This is a genomic window from Streptomyces sp. NPDC018045, assembly GCF_044327445.1.
In the GTDB taxonomy this organism is placed as follows: Bacteria; Actinomycetota; Actinomycetes; order Streptomycetales; family Streptomycetaceae; genus Streptomyces.
In genome coordinates this window covers 393293-408427 of the sequence record NZ_JBIRFL010000003.1, presented here as the reverse complement: position 1 = coordinate 408427, position 15135 = coordinate 393293, and the positions used below count along the sequence as shown (strand labels likewise).

The 15135-nt window shown below is 71.5% G+C and carries 14 protein-coding genes and 1 pseudogene; 5 read left to right on the top strand and 10 right to left on the bottom strand.

Annotated elements, in window-relative coordinates; genetic code table 11:
* Positions 1-21 precede the first annotated feature (21 nt).
* From ACH4EB_RS09390 to ACH4EB_RS09375, 4 genes are all read right to left on the bottom strand, one after another.
* Positions 22-813 (bottom strand): ABC transporter permease subunit, encoded by a 792-nt coding sequence (locus ACH4EB_RS09390; protein ID WP_398346781.1) that lies wholly within the window; start codon positions 811-813, stop codon positions 22-24.
* A 16-nt stretch (positions 814-829) separates the two neighbouring features.
* Positions 830-1741 carry an ABC transporter ATP-binding protein gene (locus ACH4EB_RS09385; protein WP_398346780.1) on the bottom strand — a complete coding sequence of 304 codons (912 nt, stop codon included), beginning with the start codon at positions 1739-1741 and terminating at the stop codon, positions 830-832.
* Between the two features lie 70 nt (positions 1742-1811).
* Complete coding sequence (locus tag ACH4EB_RS09380) at positions 1812-2720, bottom strand: ABC transporter permease (protein ID WP_398346779.1); 909 nt, start codon at positions 2718-2720, stop codon at positions 1812-1814.
* Positions 2710-3759: an ABC transporter ATP-binding protein gene (locus ACH4EB_RS09375; RefSeq protein WP_398346778.1), complete on the bottom strand. Its 1050-nt coding sequence runs from the start codon at positions 3757-3759 to the stop codon at positions 2710-2712. Before ACH4EB_RS09375 ends, ACH4EB_RS09380 begins: the two co-directional genes overlap by 11 nt.
* Before the next feature lie 289 nt (positions 3760-4048).
* Between ACH4EB_RS09375 and ACH4EB_RS09370 the strand changes: the two genes are divergently transcribed.
* The 4 genes and pseudogenes from ACH4EB_RS09370 to ACH4EB_RS09355 all read left to right on the top strand — a co-directional run.
* Positions 4049-4927 (top strand): M24 family metallopeptidase, encoded by an 879-nt coding sequence (locus ACH4EB_RS09370; protein ID WP_398346777.1) that lies wholly within the window; start codon positions 4049-4051, stop codon positions 4925-4927.
* Positions 4924-6702 carry an SDR family oxidoreductase gene (locus ACH4EB_RS09365; protein WP_398346776.1) on the top strand — a complete coding sequence of 593 codons (1779 nt, stop codon included), beginning with the start codon at positions 4924-4926 and terminating at the stop codon, positions 6700-6702. The genes ACH4EB_RS09370 and ACH4EB_RS09365 overlap by 4 nt, the downstream gene beginning before the upstream one ends.
* An 87-nt stretch (positions 6703-6789) precedes the next feature.
* The gene (locus ACH4EB_RS09360; RefSeq protein WP_398346775.1) at positions 6790-7713 is read left to right on the top strand and encodes a metal-dependent hydrolase; all 924 of its coding nucleotides are present in this window, start codon (positions 6790-6792) and stop codon (positions 7711-7713) included.
* Positions 7714-7724: 11 nt separating this feature from the next.
* A pseudogene (locus ACH4EB_RS09355) lies at positions 7725-8462 on the top strand (MerR family transcriptional regulator); the annotation flags it as partial.
* A gap of 628 nt (positions 8463-9090) precedes the next feature.
* On the opposite strand, the gene ACH4EB_RS09350 reads toward ACH4EB_RS09355, so the two are convergent.
* The 3 genes from ACH4EB_RS09350 to ACH4EB_RS09340 form a co-directional block, all read right to left on the bottom strand.
* Positions 9091-9384, bottom strand: a complete 294-nt coding sequence (locus ACH4EB_RS09350; protein ID WP_398346774.1) for a hypothetical protein — start codon at positions 9382-9384, stop codon at positions 9091-9093.
* Between the two features lie 224 nt (positions 9385-9608).
* Entirely contained in the window at positions 9609-10970 is a 1362-nt protein-coding gene (locus tag ACH4EB_RS09345; RefSeq protein ID WP_398346773.1) for a carotenoid oxygenase family protein, read from the bottom strand.
* Positions 10967-11557 carry a hypothetical protein gene (locus tag ACH4EB_RS09340; protein ID WP_398346772.1) on the bottom strand — a complete coding sequence of 197 codons (591 nt, stop codon included), beginning with the start codon at positions 11555-11557 and terminating at the stop codon, positions 10967-10969. The genes ACH4EB_RS09345 and ACH4EB_RS09340 overlap by 4 nt, the downstream gene beginning before the upstream one ends.
* Positions 11558-11659: 102 nt before the next feature.
* Between ACH4EB_RS09340 and ACH4EB_RS09335 the strand changes: the two genes are divergently transcribed.
* Entirely contained in the window at positions 11660-12319 is a 660-nt protein-coding gene (locus ACH4EB_RS09335) for a helix-turn-helix transcriptional regulator (RefSeq protein WP_398346771.1), read from the top strand.
* Between the two features lie 54 nt (positions 12320-12373).
* Here the strand turns inward: ACH4EB_RS09335 and ACH4EB_RS09330 are convergent, their stop codons facing one another.
* The 3 genes from ACH4EB_RS09330 to ACH4EB_RS09320 all read right to left on the bottom strand — a co-directional run bounded on the left by ACH4EB_RS09330 (position 12374) and on the right by ACH4EB_RS09320 (position 15064).
* The gene (locus ACH4EB_RS09330) at positions 12374-12946 is read right to left on the bottom strand and encodes a hypothetical protein (protein ID WP_398346770.1); all 573 of its coding nucleotides are present in this window, start codon (positions 12944-12946) and stop codon (positions 12374-12376) included.
* A gap of 180 nt (positions 12947-13126) precedes the next feature.
* Positions 13127-14026, bottom strand: a complete 900-nt coding sequence (gene htpX, locus ACH4EB_RS09325; RefSeq protein WP_398346769.1) for a zinc metalloprotease HtpX — start codon at positions 14024-14026, stop codon at positions 13127-13129.
* 144 nt (positions 14027-14170) lie between these two features.
* Positions 14171-15064, bottom strand: a complete 894-nt coding sequence (locus ACH4EB_RS09320; RefSeq protein WP_398346768.1) for an LLM class flavin-dependent oxidoreductase — start codon at positions 15062-15064, stop codon at positions 14171-14173.
* Positions 15065-15135 lie beyond the last annotated feature (71 nt).

Genomic DNA, 15135 nt, shown 5'->3' with positions numbered 1-15135 from the left:
CAGGTCCGCGATACGGCCCGCCTACTCCTCCCCCGCCAGCGTCAGCGACCGCAGCTTGCGTGCCGCGTACCAGGTCGCCAGGCCCGTCACGGCCACCAGGAGGACGACCGCGAGCGGCAGGCCCACCTCGGACGTGAGGGCGCCTTCCGCGCCGACCTTCTGGCCCACCGCAAGGGCCCACTGCTGCACGCTCAGCGTCCGCGCGCCCGGTACCAGGTTGCCGAAGAGGGTCTCCCACACCAGGGCGTAGACCAGGCCGAAGACGACCGCGTGCCGGCTGACCGTGCCGAAGAAGAGGAACAGCGCGCTGTACGCGACGGAGGCCACGGCGGCGGCGACCGCGTACGCGACCGCGATCTGCTGGCTGTTGCCGTTGAGGACGAACCCGGCGATCAGCACCGGTACGGCCGAGAACGCGGCCGTCACGCCGATCGCCACGACCAGCTTGGTGATGATGATCGAGGACCGCCGCAGCGGCTTGGCCAGCAGATACACCACCGAACCGTCGTCGATCTCCGGGCCGATGGCACCCGTACCGGCGATGACGCCGATCAACGGCACCATCGTCGCGAGTGCGAACGTGCCGAGCACACCGTTGGCGGTGGAGTCGTCGGCGCCGGCCAGCGCCCGTACGGCGACGGAGATGACGATCAGGAGGGCGGGCAGCGCGCAGAGGATCAGCGCGCGGCGCCGGCCGAGGAGGGCCCGGAAGGTGAGCCGGGCGACGGTGGGGTTGAAGACCGACGGGGCCGCGGAGGGGCCCGCGGCGGGGGCCGGGGACGGGTCCGGCCGGACCGATGAGGTCGCTGACATCGCTTTCAGGCTCCTTTCAGGCCGCGACGAGGTAGGAGAAGACCGATTCCAGGGACTCGTCGGAGGGCGAGACCGTCAGGAGGCGGATGCCGTGGTCGCGGGCGACGCGCGGCAGCAGGGCGGTGAACCGCGGGAAGTCGACGGCCTGGACGCGCAGCGCGCCCTCCTGGAGGTCCACCTCGATACCGGCCGTGGAGGGGTCGGCGATCAGGGCCGCGGCCAGGGCGCGGTCGTCGTCGGAGCGGATGAGATAGCGGTGCGGCCGGTCCGTCATCAGGCGGCGGATCTTGCGGAAGTCACCGGACGCGGCGTGCCGTCCGGCCACCACCACCTCGATGTGGGAGGCGAGTTGCTCGACCTCTTCGAGGATGTGGGACGAGAACAGGACCGTACGGCCCTGCGCACCCATGTTCCGCAGCAGCTCCATGAGCTGCATCCGCTGGCGCGGGTCCATGCCGTTGAACGGCTCGTCCAGCAGCAGTACGGACGGCTCGTGGACCAGCGCCGACGCCATCTTCACGCGCTGGCGCATGCCCTTGCTGTACGTGGAGATCTTGCGGTCCTGCGCGTACTCCATCTCGACGGTGGCCAGCGCGCGCCGCGCCGCATCCCGCCCCAGGCCGTGGAGTTCGGCGTTGGCGAGGACGAACTCGCGGCCGGTGAGGAAGTCGTACATCGCCTCGCGTTCGGGCACGATGCCGATGTCGCGGTATATGCGCTCGTTGCGCCAGACGGTCCGGCCGTCGAGGGTGACGGACCCGCCGGACGGGGCGAGGAAGCCGCCCATCATGTTGATCAGGGTGGACTTGCCCGCGCCGTTGGGGCCGAGGAGGCCGGTGACGCCGGGGCCGATGGTCATGGTGATGTCGTTGACGGCAACGACATTGCCGAACCAGCGGGAGACGTGGTCGATCTGGATGGTCGTCATGGGCGCGGCCCGTTCCTTCGGGGGCTGGTGGCGGGCGTCGGGTGCGCCTTCGGGGGCGCGGGGCGGGCGGTCACAGGCCGGCCTTCCGGTAGCGGCGCATCAGCAGGGCGTACGAGCCCGCGACGGCGAGCAGCGTGACCAGGAGGGCGACCAGCCCGGCGGCGGTGGACGGCTGGACCTCGCCGGGGAACGACGCGGTACCGCCGAGGAACGTCGCCTGCACACTGTCGATCAGGGTGATGGGCGAGAACAGGGCGAGCCAGCCGACGACGTCCTCCTGACCCTGGACGGCGGCGATGCCCTGTACGGCGCTCACCGCGGCGTACGGGATCGTCAGCGCGGCGATGACGGCGGCCACGCCGAAGCCGCGGCGCGGGGTCAGCGCGGAGATCACCAGGCCGACGCCGGCGAACAGCAGCGACAGCAGCGCCACCGACACCAGGCCCTGGGCCATCCCCTTGGTCTGGTCGACGAAGTCCATCTTGGCCAGCAGCGCGCCCACGTACAGGATCAGCAGCGGTGCGGCGGTCAGGAGGAACAGGGCGCCGGCCATGGCCGCGAACTTCGCCACCACGTAGTCGACCCGCTCGATCGGCCGGGAGAAGTACAGCGGCACCGTCTTGAAGCGCAGGTCGCGGGAGACGGACTGCGGTGCCTGGGCGGCCAGATAGAGGCCGATGACCGCTTGGAGGAAGATCGCGTACTGGGTGTACGCCACCGGGAGGTCCTTCATCTTCGTGAACACCGCGACCGCCACCATGATGGCCGCGGGCAGGCACATCACGGCGAACAGCAGCATCGGCAGGACCTTGGACTTCGGCGAGCGGCCGAGTCCGTAGGCGCCGCGCAGGCTCTGCGAGAACAGGGAGCGGCGGGCGTAGGCGCGGCCCAGGCGGGGGCCGTCGAAGTGGCGGTAGCCGATGTCGTGGATGACGTCCGGCGCCGCTCCGGCGGTGGGGTTCCTGGTCTCAGGCGACATCGGGGGCGCCTCCGTCCTCGGTGGCTCGGTGGGCGGTCGTCGCGGCGACGGCGGGGCGGGCCGTGGCGGGCCGCGCGCCGTCCGCGCCCGGCGCGCCGTCGCTCTGGAAGACCTCGGAGATGCGGTGCCGGCGCTGTTCCATCCGCACCAGGCCGAGGCCGAGGCCGGCGACGGTGTCGCGCAGCAGGTCGTACGTCTCCTCGCCGGTGGCCTCCACGTACAGCACATGGGTGGCGGAGGCGCCGCTCTCCGAGCCGGGGGCCGCGGTGGTCACCGCGACACCGGCGCGGGTCAGGGCCGCGCGCAGCGACGCCGTGCCGTCCGGGTGCTCGTCGGTGTCCGTGACCTCGACGGCGAGCGAGGCGGTGAGCCGGGTGAAGTCGTCGGTGGCGGAGGAGCGCAGCAGCTTGCCGCCGTCGATGACGACGACGTGGTCGCAGGTGCGCTCCAGTTCGCCGAGGAGGTGCGAGGTGACCAGGACCGATATGCCGAAGTCGGTGTGCACCCGGCGGATCAGACCGAGCATCTCGTCGCGGCCGACCGGGTCCAGGCCGTTGGTCGGCTCGTCCAGGAAGACCAACTGCGGGTCGTGGACCAGCGCCTGCGCCAGTTTGACGCGCTGCTTCATGCCCGTCGAATAACCGCCGATGGGGCGGTAGCGCTCCTCGTAGAGGCCGACGTGCCGCAGCGTGTCGGCGGTCCGCTCGCGGGCGGCGGTCGGCGGCAGGCCCGACATGCGCGCCATGTGGACGACGAACTCGGTGGCCGAGACGTCGGGCGGCAGGCAGTCGTGCTCCGGCATGTAGCCGACGCGCTCACGGATGGCGCCGCCTTCCCTGGCCACGTCCAGGCCCAGGACGGTCGCGGACCCCTCGCTGGCCGGGGCGAGGCCCAGCAGCAGCTTGATCAGGGTGGACTTGCCGGCACCGTTGGCACCCACCAGGCCGGTCACGCCGGGGCCGATGTCAACGGTGAGCCGGTCCAGCGCGGTCACCCTCGGGTACCGCTTGCTCAGGCTTTCGGTCACGATCACAGTCACACCATCGACGGTAGTGGCGCGCACCACACCGGTCGTCAGACCTGGCGGCTGGTTCGGACTCCGACCACAGGTGTAGGGGCCCGTAGGGGATCTCCTGCTTTCGGCCCCCAGGGAGGCGGTGGCGACGGCGGGACGGGGCCTGGACGGGGCCGTCGCCGGAGGCGCTCCCGCGAGTTTTCCACAGGCTGTGACCGACCCCTTGACGCCGACGCCGGGCATTGTCACATTCATCAGTGTCAAGTTACGGGCACGTACCGCGATGTACGGCTTACGGGACGGACGGTTGGCGATGGCATCGGCAGCAGGGGCCGCAGCGGCCCGGAGGGACGGCGGAGCGCGGGAGTTCACCGCCGAGCTGCGGGGATTCAGGGAGGTGCAGCGGCTGGCGTACGCCTGCGCCGAGGCGGTCGCCGCGCAGCTCAGGCCGGGGGTGACGGAGCGGGAGGCGGCGCGGATGCAGCGCGAGTGGCTGCGCGAACGCGGTGTACGGGACTGGTTCCACCTCCCCTTCGCCTGGTTCGGCGACCGTACGGCGTTCACGGGCTTCCGCATACCGCTGCAGTTCTTCCCCACCAACCGGCGCCTGGAGCCCGGGATGCCCTTCGTCCTCGACATGGCGCCGGTCCACCAGGGATACACCGCCGACATCGGCTATTCCGGCTGCCTCGGGCTCAACCCCGTGCACGACCGGCTGCTGGCCGACCTCGAAGCACACCGCGACCTGATCCTCGCCGAGGTGCGCGAACGCCGCCCGCTGCGCGAGATATACGAGGACGTCGAGCGGCTCATGGTCCGCCAGGGGTATGCGAACCGACACCGCGCCTATCCCTTCGGCGTGATCGCCCACAAGATCGACCGCGTGCAGCCCCGCCGCTGGTCACCCACGCTCTTCGGGTTCGGCACCCAGTCGCTCAAGGGCCTGGCCTCCGACGCGCTGCACGGCCACCGGGACGGCTGGTCGCCGCTGTGGAGCCCGTACAAATTCTCCGACCACCCACCGCAGCCGGGGCTGTGGGCGGTCGAACCGCACCTCGGTTTCCGGGGCACGGGCGCGAAGTTCGAGGAGATCCTCGTCGTGACGGACTCCGCCGATCCGCGGGAAAGCGCCTTTTGGCTGGACGACGATCTGCCGCACGTGCGGCGCTGGCAGGAGGAGAAGGCCGCATGAGCAAGCCGACAGGAGCCGGGCCGGAAGGCGCGCGGGAGCGCTGGGTCCGCACGGGCGGGGTGGAGCTGTGCGTCGCCGAGCTGGGCGACGCCGCGCGCCCCACGGTGGTGTTGGTGCACGGCTATCCGGACAGCAAGGAAGTGTGGTCGGAGGTGGCCCGCGGCCTGGCCGACCGCTTCCACGTGGTGCTGTACGACGTCCGGGGCTGCGGCCGGTCCACGGCGCCCAAGCCACTGCGCGGCGGCTTCACGCTGGAGAAACTGACCGACGACTTCCTCGCCGTCGCGGACGCGGTGAGCCCGGACCGGCCGGTCCACGTGGTCGGCCACGACTGGGGGTCGGTGCAGGCCTGGGAGTTCGCGACGGTACGGCGCACGGAAGGCCGGATCGCCTCCTTCACCTCGATGTCCGGCCCGTCCCTGGACCACTTCGGCCACTGGATCAAGAAGCGTGTCTCGCGCCCCACCCCGCGCCGCGCCGCCCAACTCCTCAACCAGGGCGCCAAGTCCTGGTACGTCTACATGCTGCACACCCCGGTCCTGCCCGAGCTGGCCTGGAAGGGGCCGCTCGGCAAGCGCTGGCCGAAGATCCTCCAGCGGGTGGAGAAGGTGCCGGCGGGCGACTACCCGACACCGTCCCTGCCCACGGACGCGGCGCACGGCGCGTGGCTCTACCGCGACAACGTCCGTGCCCGGCTGCGCCGTCCGCGTGCCGACGCCTACGCCCACTGCCCGGTGCAGCTCATCACGCCCACCGGTGACGCCTTCCTGTCCCAGCGGCTCTACGACGACCTCGGCCACTGGGTGCCGCACCTGGTGCGGCGCACCCTCCCGGCCAAGCACTGGGTGCCGCGCACCCGGCCCGACCAACTGGTGGCCTGGATCGGCGAGTTCGTGACGTCCAAGGAGGAGGGCGATCCGGCCAAGGAGGTCGTCGCCGCCGGCCCGTACGCCGACCGGTTCGGCGGACAGCTAGTAGTGATCACCGGGGCCGCCAGCGGCATCGGCCGGGCCACCGCGTTCGCCTTCGCCGAGGCGGGCGCGCGCGTCGTCGCCGTCGACCGGGACGCCGAGGGCGCGGCCCGTACGGCCGACCTGGCGCGGCTGGTCGGCGCCCCGCAGGCGTGGGCCGAGACGGCCGACGTCTCGGACGAGGCCGCCATGGAGAAACTGGCCGACAAGGTAGCCGCCGAGTACGGCACCGTCGACGTGCTGGTCAACAACGCCGGCATCGGCCTGGCCGGCTCCTTCCTCAGCACGACCACCGAGGACTGGAAGAAGGTCCTGGACGTCAATCTCTGGGGGGTCATCCACGGCTGCCGGCTCTTCGGCCGGCAGATGGCCGAGCGCGCGCAGGGCGGCCACATCGTCAACCTCGCCTCTGCCGCGGCCTTCCAGCCGTCGCGGATCCTGCCCGCCTACGGCGCGTCGAAGGCGGCGGTGCTGATGCTCAGCGAGTGCCTGCGCGCCGAACTGGCCGGTCAGGGCATCGGCGTGACGGCCATCTGCCCCGGCATAGTGAACACGAACATCACCGCGACGGCCCGCTTCGCCGGCGTCCCGGCGGACGAGGAGCAGCGCCGCCGGGCCAAGACGTCCCGGGCGTACGGCCTGCGCAACTACCCGCCGGAGAAGGTCGCCGACGCGATCCTGCGCGCGGTGGTCCGCAACGAGGCGGTCGTCCCCGTCACGCCCGAGGCGCGCGGCGCCCACCTGATGTCCCGCTTCGCTCCGCGCGCACTGCGCGCGCTGGCCCGCATCGAACCGCCCGTGTGAGCGCGTGCGCCACGGCGCGGGCAGGCCGGGGCGGGCGCGCCACCGCCCCGGTCTCCTCCCCCTTACGTCACACGTCAGGAGCCCAGCGTGAGCACGCACCCCTACGGTCCGGAGGAACACCACCCGATCGCCCCCCGCCGGGTCTCGTTCGACTGGCGCCGGACCCCGCTGCACTGGATACCGGACGAGCCCACCGCCACCCACGTCATCAACGTGCTGCACCTGCTGCTGCCCGCGGGCGAGCGCTGGTTCGTCAAGGTCTTCAAGGAGGCCCTGCCGCTGGTCCGTGACCCCGCGCTCCTCAAGGACGTCAAGGGTTTCATGGGCCAGGAGGCCACCCACAGCGTCCAGCACGCCTACGTCCTGGAACACCTCGCCCACCAGGGCCTGGACACCGCCCCGTACACGAAGCACGTCGACTTCCTCTTCGAGTACCTCCTCGGCGAACGGCCACCGTTCGCCGCCCCGATACCCACCCAGGAGTGGCTGCGCTTCCGGCTCTCCCTCATAGCCGCCATAGAGCAGTTCACCGCCATCCTCGGCAACTGGGTGCTGCACGCCGAGGGCCTGGACCGGGCCGGCCCCGACCCGGTCATGCTCGACCTGCTGCGCTGGCACGGCGCGGAAGAGGTCGAGCACCGCGCGGTGGCCTTCGACATGTACCAGCACACCGGCGGCGAAAACCTGCCCCGTTACGCCCGCCGGGTGCTGGGCATGGCCGTCACCGCGCCCGTCCTCCTCTACCTGTGGGCCTGGGGCGCCGCATACCTGATACGTCACGACCCCGAGCTGGCCGGCCGCCTGCGCTACTCCCTGCGCGCACACAACCGGGCCGTACGCGCCCAGCTCCTGCCGACCTGGCGTGAGCTGGGCGCCGCCGTACCGCGCTACCTGAAGCGGTCGTACCATCCCTCGCAGGAAGGGTCGCTGCGCAAGGCCGCCGCATACCTGGCGTCCTCACCGGCCGCCCGCGCCGCGGCGGGTGCGGTGGGCCGCGCGGCCATCTCGTAAGGAGCACCGCATTGACCGACCAGCCGCCGGCCGAGTACCGCATCGAGGACCTCGCCCACATCAGCGGCACCTCGGTCCGCACGATCCGCGCCTACCAGGACCGTGGCCTCCTCCCCAAGCCGGAGCGCCGCGGCCGGGCCAACGTCTACGGCGACGAACACCTGGAGCGCCTGCGCCGCACCGCCGATCTGCTCGACCGCGGCTACACCCTCGCCAGCATCAAGGAACTCCTGGAGGCCTGGGACACCGGCCGCGGCCTCGGTGGCGTACTGGGCCTGGTCGCCGAGATCGACGGCCCGTGGAGCGACGAGGAGGCGGCGCGCATCTCCCGCGCGGAGCTGGACGCCGCGTTCGGCGGCACACCGGACGAAGCGGCTCTGGCGGACGCCGTCGAGCTGGGCGTCCTGGAGCGCCTCCCCGGCATCGACGACGCCTTCCGCGTGCCCAGCCCCCAGGAGTTGGCCGTCGCCGCCGAGCTGCACTCAGCGGGCGTCCCCCTGACCGCCATCTCCGGCCACCTGCGCGAACTCCGCGGCCAGGTCGAACACATCGCGGCCCGCTTCCTCGACTTCACCACCGAATACGTCTTCCACCCCTACCTCGACCACCAGCCCACCGACGCCGAAGCCACCGAAGCCGCCGGCCTCGTACGCCGCCTCCGCCCCCTCGCCCAACAAACCGTCGACGCCGAACTGGCCCGCGCCATGCGCACATTGGCGACCCGGTACATCCATCACCACCTGGGGAGCGTCGGCGGGTCGAGCGACCGGGGGGAGGGGGCCGGGACGGGGCCGACCACGGTGACGTGCTCAGGGGTGGGGCCGGATGCGGCGGCGGACTCAGCGACGGGGGCGGACCTGGAGGCACGTCCCGGCCCTGGGGCGGGGCCGGCAGCAGGCCCGGGCGCGAAGACACGTTCGGGCGCGGGAACGGGGACGGGCGCGGGAACGGGTACAGCGGCCGGCTCGGGGGTGGGGCCGGGTACGGCGGCGGGCTCAGCAACGGAGGCGGGCCTGGAGGCCGGCCCTGGGGCGGGCGCGGCAGCAGGTCCGGTGCCCGCATCAGCCCGTACGCACACCCCCGGCCCCACGGCCGCCGCTGCCACCCCCCGCACAGCGACCGACACCGACATCGACGCCGACCTCGATTCCAACGCCGACCCCGACCCCAGCACCAGCACCAGCACCAGCACCGAGCCGATCCTTGTCTCGCTCCCCGCTGAGGCTGTTCGTGCCGTGCGGGACCTGGTCGGTCAGGAGAACGTGGCGGCCTTCATCACAGCCGCCGCCCAACGCGAGGTCCATTCCCGCACCATGGACGAGCTGGCCACCCGCCGCACGCCGCCCCGCTGACCGTCGGCCCCCGCCCGGCCCCCGCTCAGTCGAGGTTCATGTCACCGAAGACGACTTTGCTGTTCCAGTTGTTCCCTCCCCAGTTGTGCGAGGCGACGGACGGTGCGTAGGTGTGCTTGTCGATGGTGACGGCGCCGACTTCCCGGCCGTCACGGCCGCCGTCCCGCCCGGTGGGGCCGAGCCGGCCGAGGTCGGCGCCCTTCCCGGGCCGGCCGGTCCAGCCGTCGTGGCTCTCGGCGGTGGCCGTGCCGGTGGTGAGCAGGGTGGCCGCGGCGGTCAGGGACAGTGCGCCGAGGGCAGTGGCGGTACGTACACGCATGGGGCTTCTTTCCTCATCTGAAGCGGGCCGGAGCCGTCCGGCCCCGGCCCCGCCCGGCAACCGTGGACATCGCCCGGTCGCGGCAGGCGGGCCTCGTCGGAAGGCGGCGCCCGGAGCCGTACCGGCTTCGTCGACCGGAGCGGACCCCTTCATCCGATACCGCCGCATCTCCGGCCGCCATTCAGCGGCAGCCACTCGGGGACCGGAACGCCCCGTGGCGTCCGCTATTGGGCCGGGTCCGGAATCCAGTTCCCGTGGAAGCCGAAGGGCACCCGCTGGGGCAGGTGGACCGTGGCCACCGGCCCCTGGGATATGTCCTCCGCGTCGAGGATCACAAGATCACTGGTGTCGCGGGCGGCGTCGTAGACGTACGTGAGCAACCACCCCGGCCCGCCCGGCCGGTCGTCCGCCGGTGCGAAGGCCGCTTCGGCGGGTGTGCGTCCGGGACCGAAGTCGTGCCGGGTACTGGCGCCGGTGTGCAGGTCGTAACGGATCAGCGCACCCGGCATCGGGCCGGAGCCGGGGCCCTCGGACCGCGTGATGTGCCCGAACCTGGCGTCCAGCCCCGCCAGCCGGTCGTCGATGCGCGGGAACTCGCCCGACTGGTCGTCCATCTGCTCCTCGACGACCTTCCCCGAAGCAAGGTCGACGGTCCACCGCCACAGGGTGGGCGGCGACTTCAGCTCGAACGCCGGATAGCGGCAGACGTAGAGGACGATGCGCCCCAGGCTGTCGTCGTACGCGTTCAGGGAGTGGAAGACGTAGCAGGCATCGATGGTGAACCAGCGGACCTCACCGTACGGATCATCGCGGCGCAGTACGCCGAGCCGGGCGCCGTACTCCGCGTCCCACCCGAACGGCATACCGGGCCTCCCGTGGTCGTAGACGAGCGGGAGGTCCATGAAGACGACATGCCCGGCCGTCAGATGGAAGTCGTGCATCATCGTGGGCGCGCCCACCTCGACGGGGCGGCTCACCACCAACGCGCCGGAGGCATCGGCACGGTGGTACGTCAGGAACGGCGGCTCCGGGGCGCCGTACCCGAAGAAGTGCAGCTCGCCCGTGGTCGGGCAGGTCTTCGGATGAGCGGTCATGGCGGTGGTCAGGCGGCCGTCGAAGTCGTACGGGCCGACGGTTTCCAGCTCGCGTCCCGGGCGGTGGTCGAGCTCGTACGGGAAGGACGACTCGACCAGGGCGATGGTGCGGCCCGCGTGCCGGACGACATGGGTGTTGGCGACGCCGGCGGTCAGGATGGGGCGCCCCTGCCGGTCACGGCCCGGTATGCCGTCGGTGAACCTCGATGTGCGCACCCAGCGGTTGCGGTACGAGGCGGCCTTGCCGCCTTCCAGGCGGACGCCGTGGACCATGCCGTCCCCGAAGAACCAGTGCGCCGACGCGGCGTCCCGCGGGTTGGGGCCGTTGCGCAGATACCAGCCGGTCAGCTCGGGCGGCACCGCGCCGGTGACCGGCAGTTCATACGCGGTGAGCTCCTCCTGCACCGGGGCGAAATTTCCCGCCAGGTGCGGGGCAGGCGCGGCAGAGGTGCCGGACGCCGGGGCGGCGCCGGGAGCGTTTGACGTCGTCATGCGGGTCGAGCCTCCTGGACGTAGGAGTGGCCGTCGACCTTCGCCAGGAACCGTGCTCGCGCACGCTCCGGGTAGCTCGCGGTGAAACGCAGCGGGATGACGAAGGCGCAGACGTGGATGGCGATCATGACGGTCGAACCGAGCCCGTAGGCCGTGGCCAGGGCCTGCCCCGCAGCGGCGAGCGTGAAGGACGCCGCCCAGGCCGCGCTGAGCACGTGGTTGATCCGCAGGAAGAGCCGGGTCCGCCAGACCTCGGGCGGCGCCTTGCGGCGGGCTATGGCGAGCGTGAAGGGCCGACGGGCCGCCATCGACCCCCAGGCGATCAGCGCCAGCCAGCCGGAGGACAGGGCCCCGTCGTAGGCCCGCAGGCCGCTGTCCGGGCGGAAGAAGGCGAGGAACGTGATGCCCGCGAAGAAGACGAGACTGCCGTACTCCAGCACCCGGAGCGGCAGCGACAGCCCTTCGGCCCGCTCCAGGTACAGCACCACGCCACTGAGCACCAAGGCCAGCAGCGCGGCCCACTCCCAGGACGCCCAGGCCACAGCGCCGTAGGCGATCCACGGGAAGAACCCCCGCAAATAGGTCATGACTCTCGTCTCCCCCGTCATCCAGCGACATTCCAACTTCGACAGGTCAAAGCTAGAAGGTCTGCCGTTGACGTGTCAAGAGTGGAAGGTAAGGTGGCGGACATGAGCCTCCGCCACGCCGTTCTGGGCCTGCTGGCCGAAGCGCCCGCCAGCGGCTACGACTTGATGAAGACGTTCGACGTGTCGCTCGCGCACGTCTGGCCGGCCACCCAGAGCCAGGTCTACGGGGAGCTGAACAAGCTGACCGCGGCCGACCTCATCGAGGTGGCCTCCCACGGCCCCCGCGGCCGCAAGGAGTACGCCATCACCAAGGCGGGCCGGGCCGAGCTGCATCACTGGCTCACGGAGGTGGAGCCCGTCGGCCCACAGCGCCACGACGGCCTGCTCCGCGTCTTCTTCCTCGGCGTCCTGTCGCCCCTGGAGGCCCGTACATACCTCCTGCAACAGGCCGAGCGAGCCGCCCGCGCGCATGCCGCCTACCGGGACCTGGCGGACGCCGGCCACTGGGAGGACGAGATGGTCGCGGTGTACGGGCGGGTGGCCCTGGAATTCGGCCTGCGGCAGACGGCCATGATGCAGGATTGGGCCAACTGGGCGGCCCGGGAGATCACTTCGGACCAGGCCCGCCGGATCAGGGAGTCGGTCAGGGAGCAGGCGCAGGACCAAGGGCAAGACCAGGCTCAGGACCAAGAGCAGCCCCAGCCCCAGGACCAGCCCCAGGCTCAGGGCCAGCCGCAGGCCCAGCCCCGAGAGCAGCAGTGACCTGAGCTGGCAGACAAGCAGGACGTGAAGTACGAGCAGACGGTAAAGGGCCGGTCACAGCCCCGGCGCGCCCCAGACCGGGAACCAGCGGCTCAGATCCGGCTCGGTCTCCAGGTCGTCGGCGAGCAGGGCCCGGACTTCCAGTTCGAGCGCGTTGTCACGCTTCTCGGCCGCCCCGTCGGGGCCGTTCTGCGGCGCGAAGGGGTAGAACGTACCGCGCTTGTAGAGGTAGACCAGCGCGAGCGACCTGCCGCGCTCGTCCCGGAAGCCCATCAGGGAACACAGCAGTTGTGGGCCGAAACCGGCGCTCTCCAAAGAGCTGTTGACCGTGTGCAGGTCGTTCACCAGGCCCGCGCTGTCCTCCGGCTCGTGGCGCGCGAGCATCCAGGAGTAGCCGTAGTCGTCCCGGCTGAACTCGGCCGGGCTGCCCAGCAGATCCCGTACCTCCTCCTGGATGCCGCGGAACGCACCGCCTTCGACGCTCGCGAAGCACACCGAGCCGAGACCGGTGGGCCGGAACCCGGTCGCGGCCTGAAGCGTGACGGCGGCGGAGGGAAGCGCGAACAGCCGGTCGAGGTCGGGGCGTACCGGCTTGCTGCGCCCGAGGATGGCGTCCAGGAATCCCATACGGCGTCTCTCCTTGATCGAACTGCTCGTACCGCTCGCACTGCCGGTACCGCTCGCACTGCTGATACTGCTGGTACCCCTACGGGCCGCCCGAGCACGGGCCCGCGAGCCGCGGCCGTCCCGAACAACGCCCCGGGCACGGCCCCGTCACCCGGCTCCACCCCGGACCCGGCCCGCTTCCTACGGCCGCCCCAGTTGCGCCGAGATCCGTCCTAGCTGCTCCAGCCGCTGCTCCAACGTCGGGTGCGAGGACAGCAGCCGTCCGAAGCTCTCCTTCGTGAAGGCCGGTGCGAAGAAGAACGCGTTGAACGGTTCGGCCTTGCGCAGGTCCCGCGTCGGTATCTGCGCCATCTGCCCGGTGACCTTGGTGAGCGCGGCGGCCAGCGCCGACGGCCGTCCGGTCAGGATCGCCGCGGCCCGGTCGGCGGACAGCTCCCGGTAGCGCGACAGCAGCCGGGTGAGCAGGAAGCTGACGGCATAGACCACGGCACTGACCAGCGTGACGACCAGGACGGCGATCGCCGCGTTGTTGTCCCGGTTGTTGCGGCCGACGCCGCTCCACAGCGCCGCGCGCGTGATGATCCCGGCCAGCACGCCGAGGAACGAGGCGATGGTCATGACCGCGACATCGCGGTGCGCGACATGCGACAGTTCGTGCGCCAGCACGCCTTCCAGCTCCTCCGGCTCCAACCGCCGGAGGAGCCCGGTCGTCGCGCAGACCATCGCGTTCTTCTGGTTGCGCCCGGTCGCGAAGGCGTTCGGTACGTCGGACTCGGCGACGGCGACGCGCGGCTTGGGCATGTCGGCGAGCGCGCACAGCCGGTCCACGGCGCCGTGCAGTTCCGGTGCCTGCTCCGGGCTGACCTCGCGCGCCCCCATGCTGAAGGCCGCGATCCGGTCGCTGAACCAGAACTGCGCGACGAACATGGCGCCCGAGATGAGCAGCACCACGAGCCACGCACCCTTGAGGAGCACCACCAGCGCGCCCACCACGACCACGTACAGCAGGCCGATGAAGAACATCGTCGTCACCATGCGTGACGTCAGGCCGCGGTCGGGGGCGAATCGAGTCCGTGCCATGCCTCTCAGTCCTCCAAACCGCAGAGTCCGCAGAGTCCACCCGAGGAAACCACGAAGGCGCCTCTGACCCGATTCTCCCTCTTGTCCGCTCTGTGCGGCGTAAAGCGCAGGCCATGGATGCGTCCGTGCGCCGCCGAGGCCGTCCTACCGCTGGAGCTGCGCCAATCCCTCGGTCGCGATCCGCTCGAACACCGCAAGATCGGCTTCGAAGATCGAATCGGGGATCGGCCAGTGCAGCACGATCTCGTCGATGCCCGCCGCCGCGTGTGCGCCCGCGAAGTCCACGAAGGCGTCCACGGAGGCGAGCGGCCGGTCCGGCGTGAATCCGGTGAGCATGATCTTCTCCAGCTCCCCGGCATCCCGGCCGGTGTCGGCGCACGCCTTGCCCAGCCGCTCGACCTGGCTGCGGACCGCCTCCAGCGACTCGGCCGCGGTGCCGGACGCGGAGACCTTCGGGTCGCCGGTGGTCACCCACGCCTGCCCGTACCCGGCCGCCAGCCGCATCCCGCGCGGCCCGGTGGCCGCGACCGCGAACGGCAAACGGGGCCGCTGGACGCAGCCGGGGACGTTGCGCACCTCGTGGGCGCGGTAGTGCGCACCCTCGTACGAGACCACGTCCCGCGTCAGCAGTTGGTCCAGCAGCGGTACGAATTCGCCGAAGTGATCGGCCCGTTCCCTGGGTGTCCACGGTTCCTGGCCCAGCGCCGTGGCGTCGAAGCCGGAGCCGCCGGCGCCGATGCCCAGGGTGATCCGCCCGTCGCTGAGGTCGTCCAGGGAGATCAGTTCCTTGGCCAGGGTCACCGGGTGCCGGAAGTTCGGGGAGGTCACGAGCGTGCCCAGCCGCAGCCGGGACGTCGCGGCGGCGGCCGCGGTCAGCGTCGGCACGGCTGCGAACCACGGACCGTCGCGAAAGCTCCGCCAGGAGAGATGGTCATAGGTGTAAGCGGTGTGGAAGCCCAGTTCCTCGGCGCGCTGCCACACCTCCCGGCCACCCTCGGACCAGCGGCGGACGGGAAGGATCACGGTGCTCAGTCGCATGGGTACGAGCCTACGGCGGCGCGACGGCGGCCCTGTGGGCCGTGGGGAGCGACCGCACGCGGGAGACACAC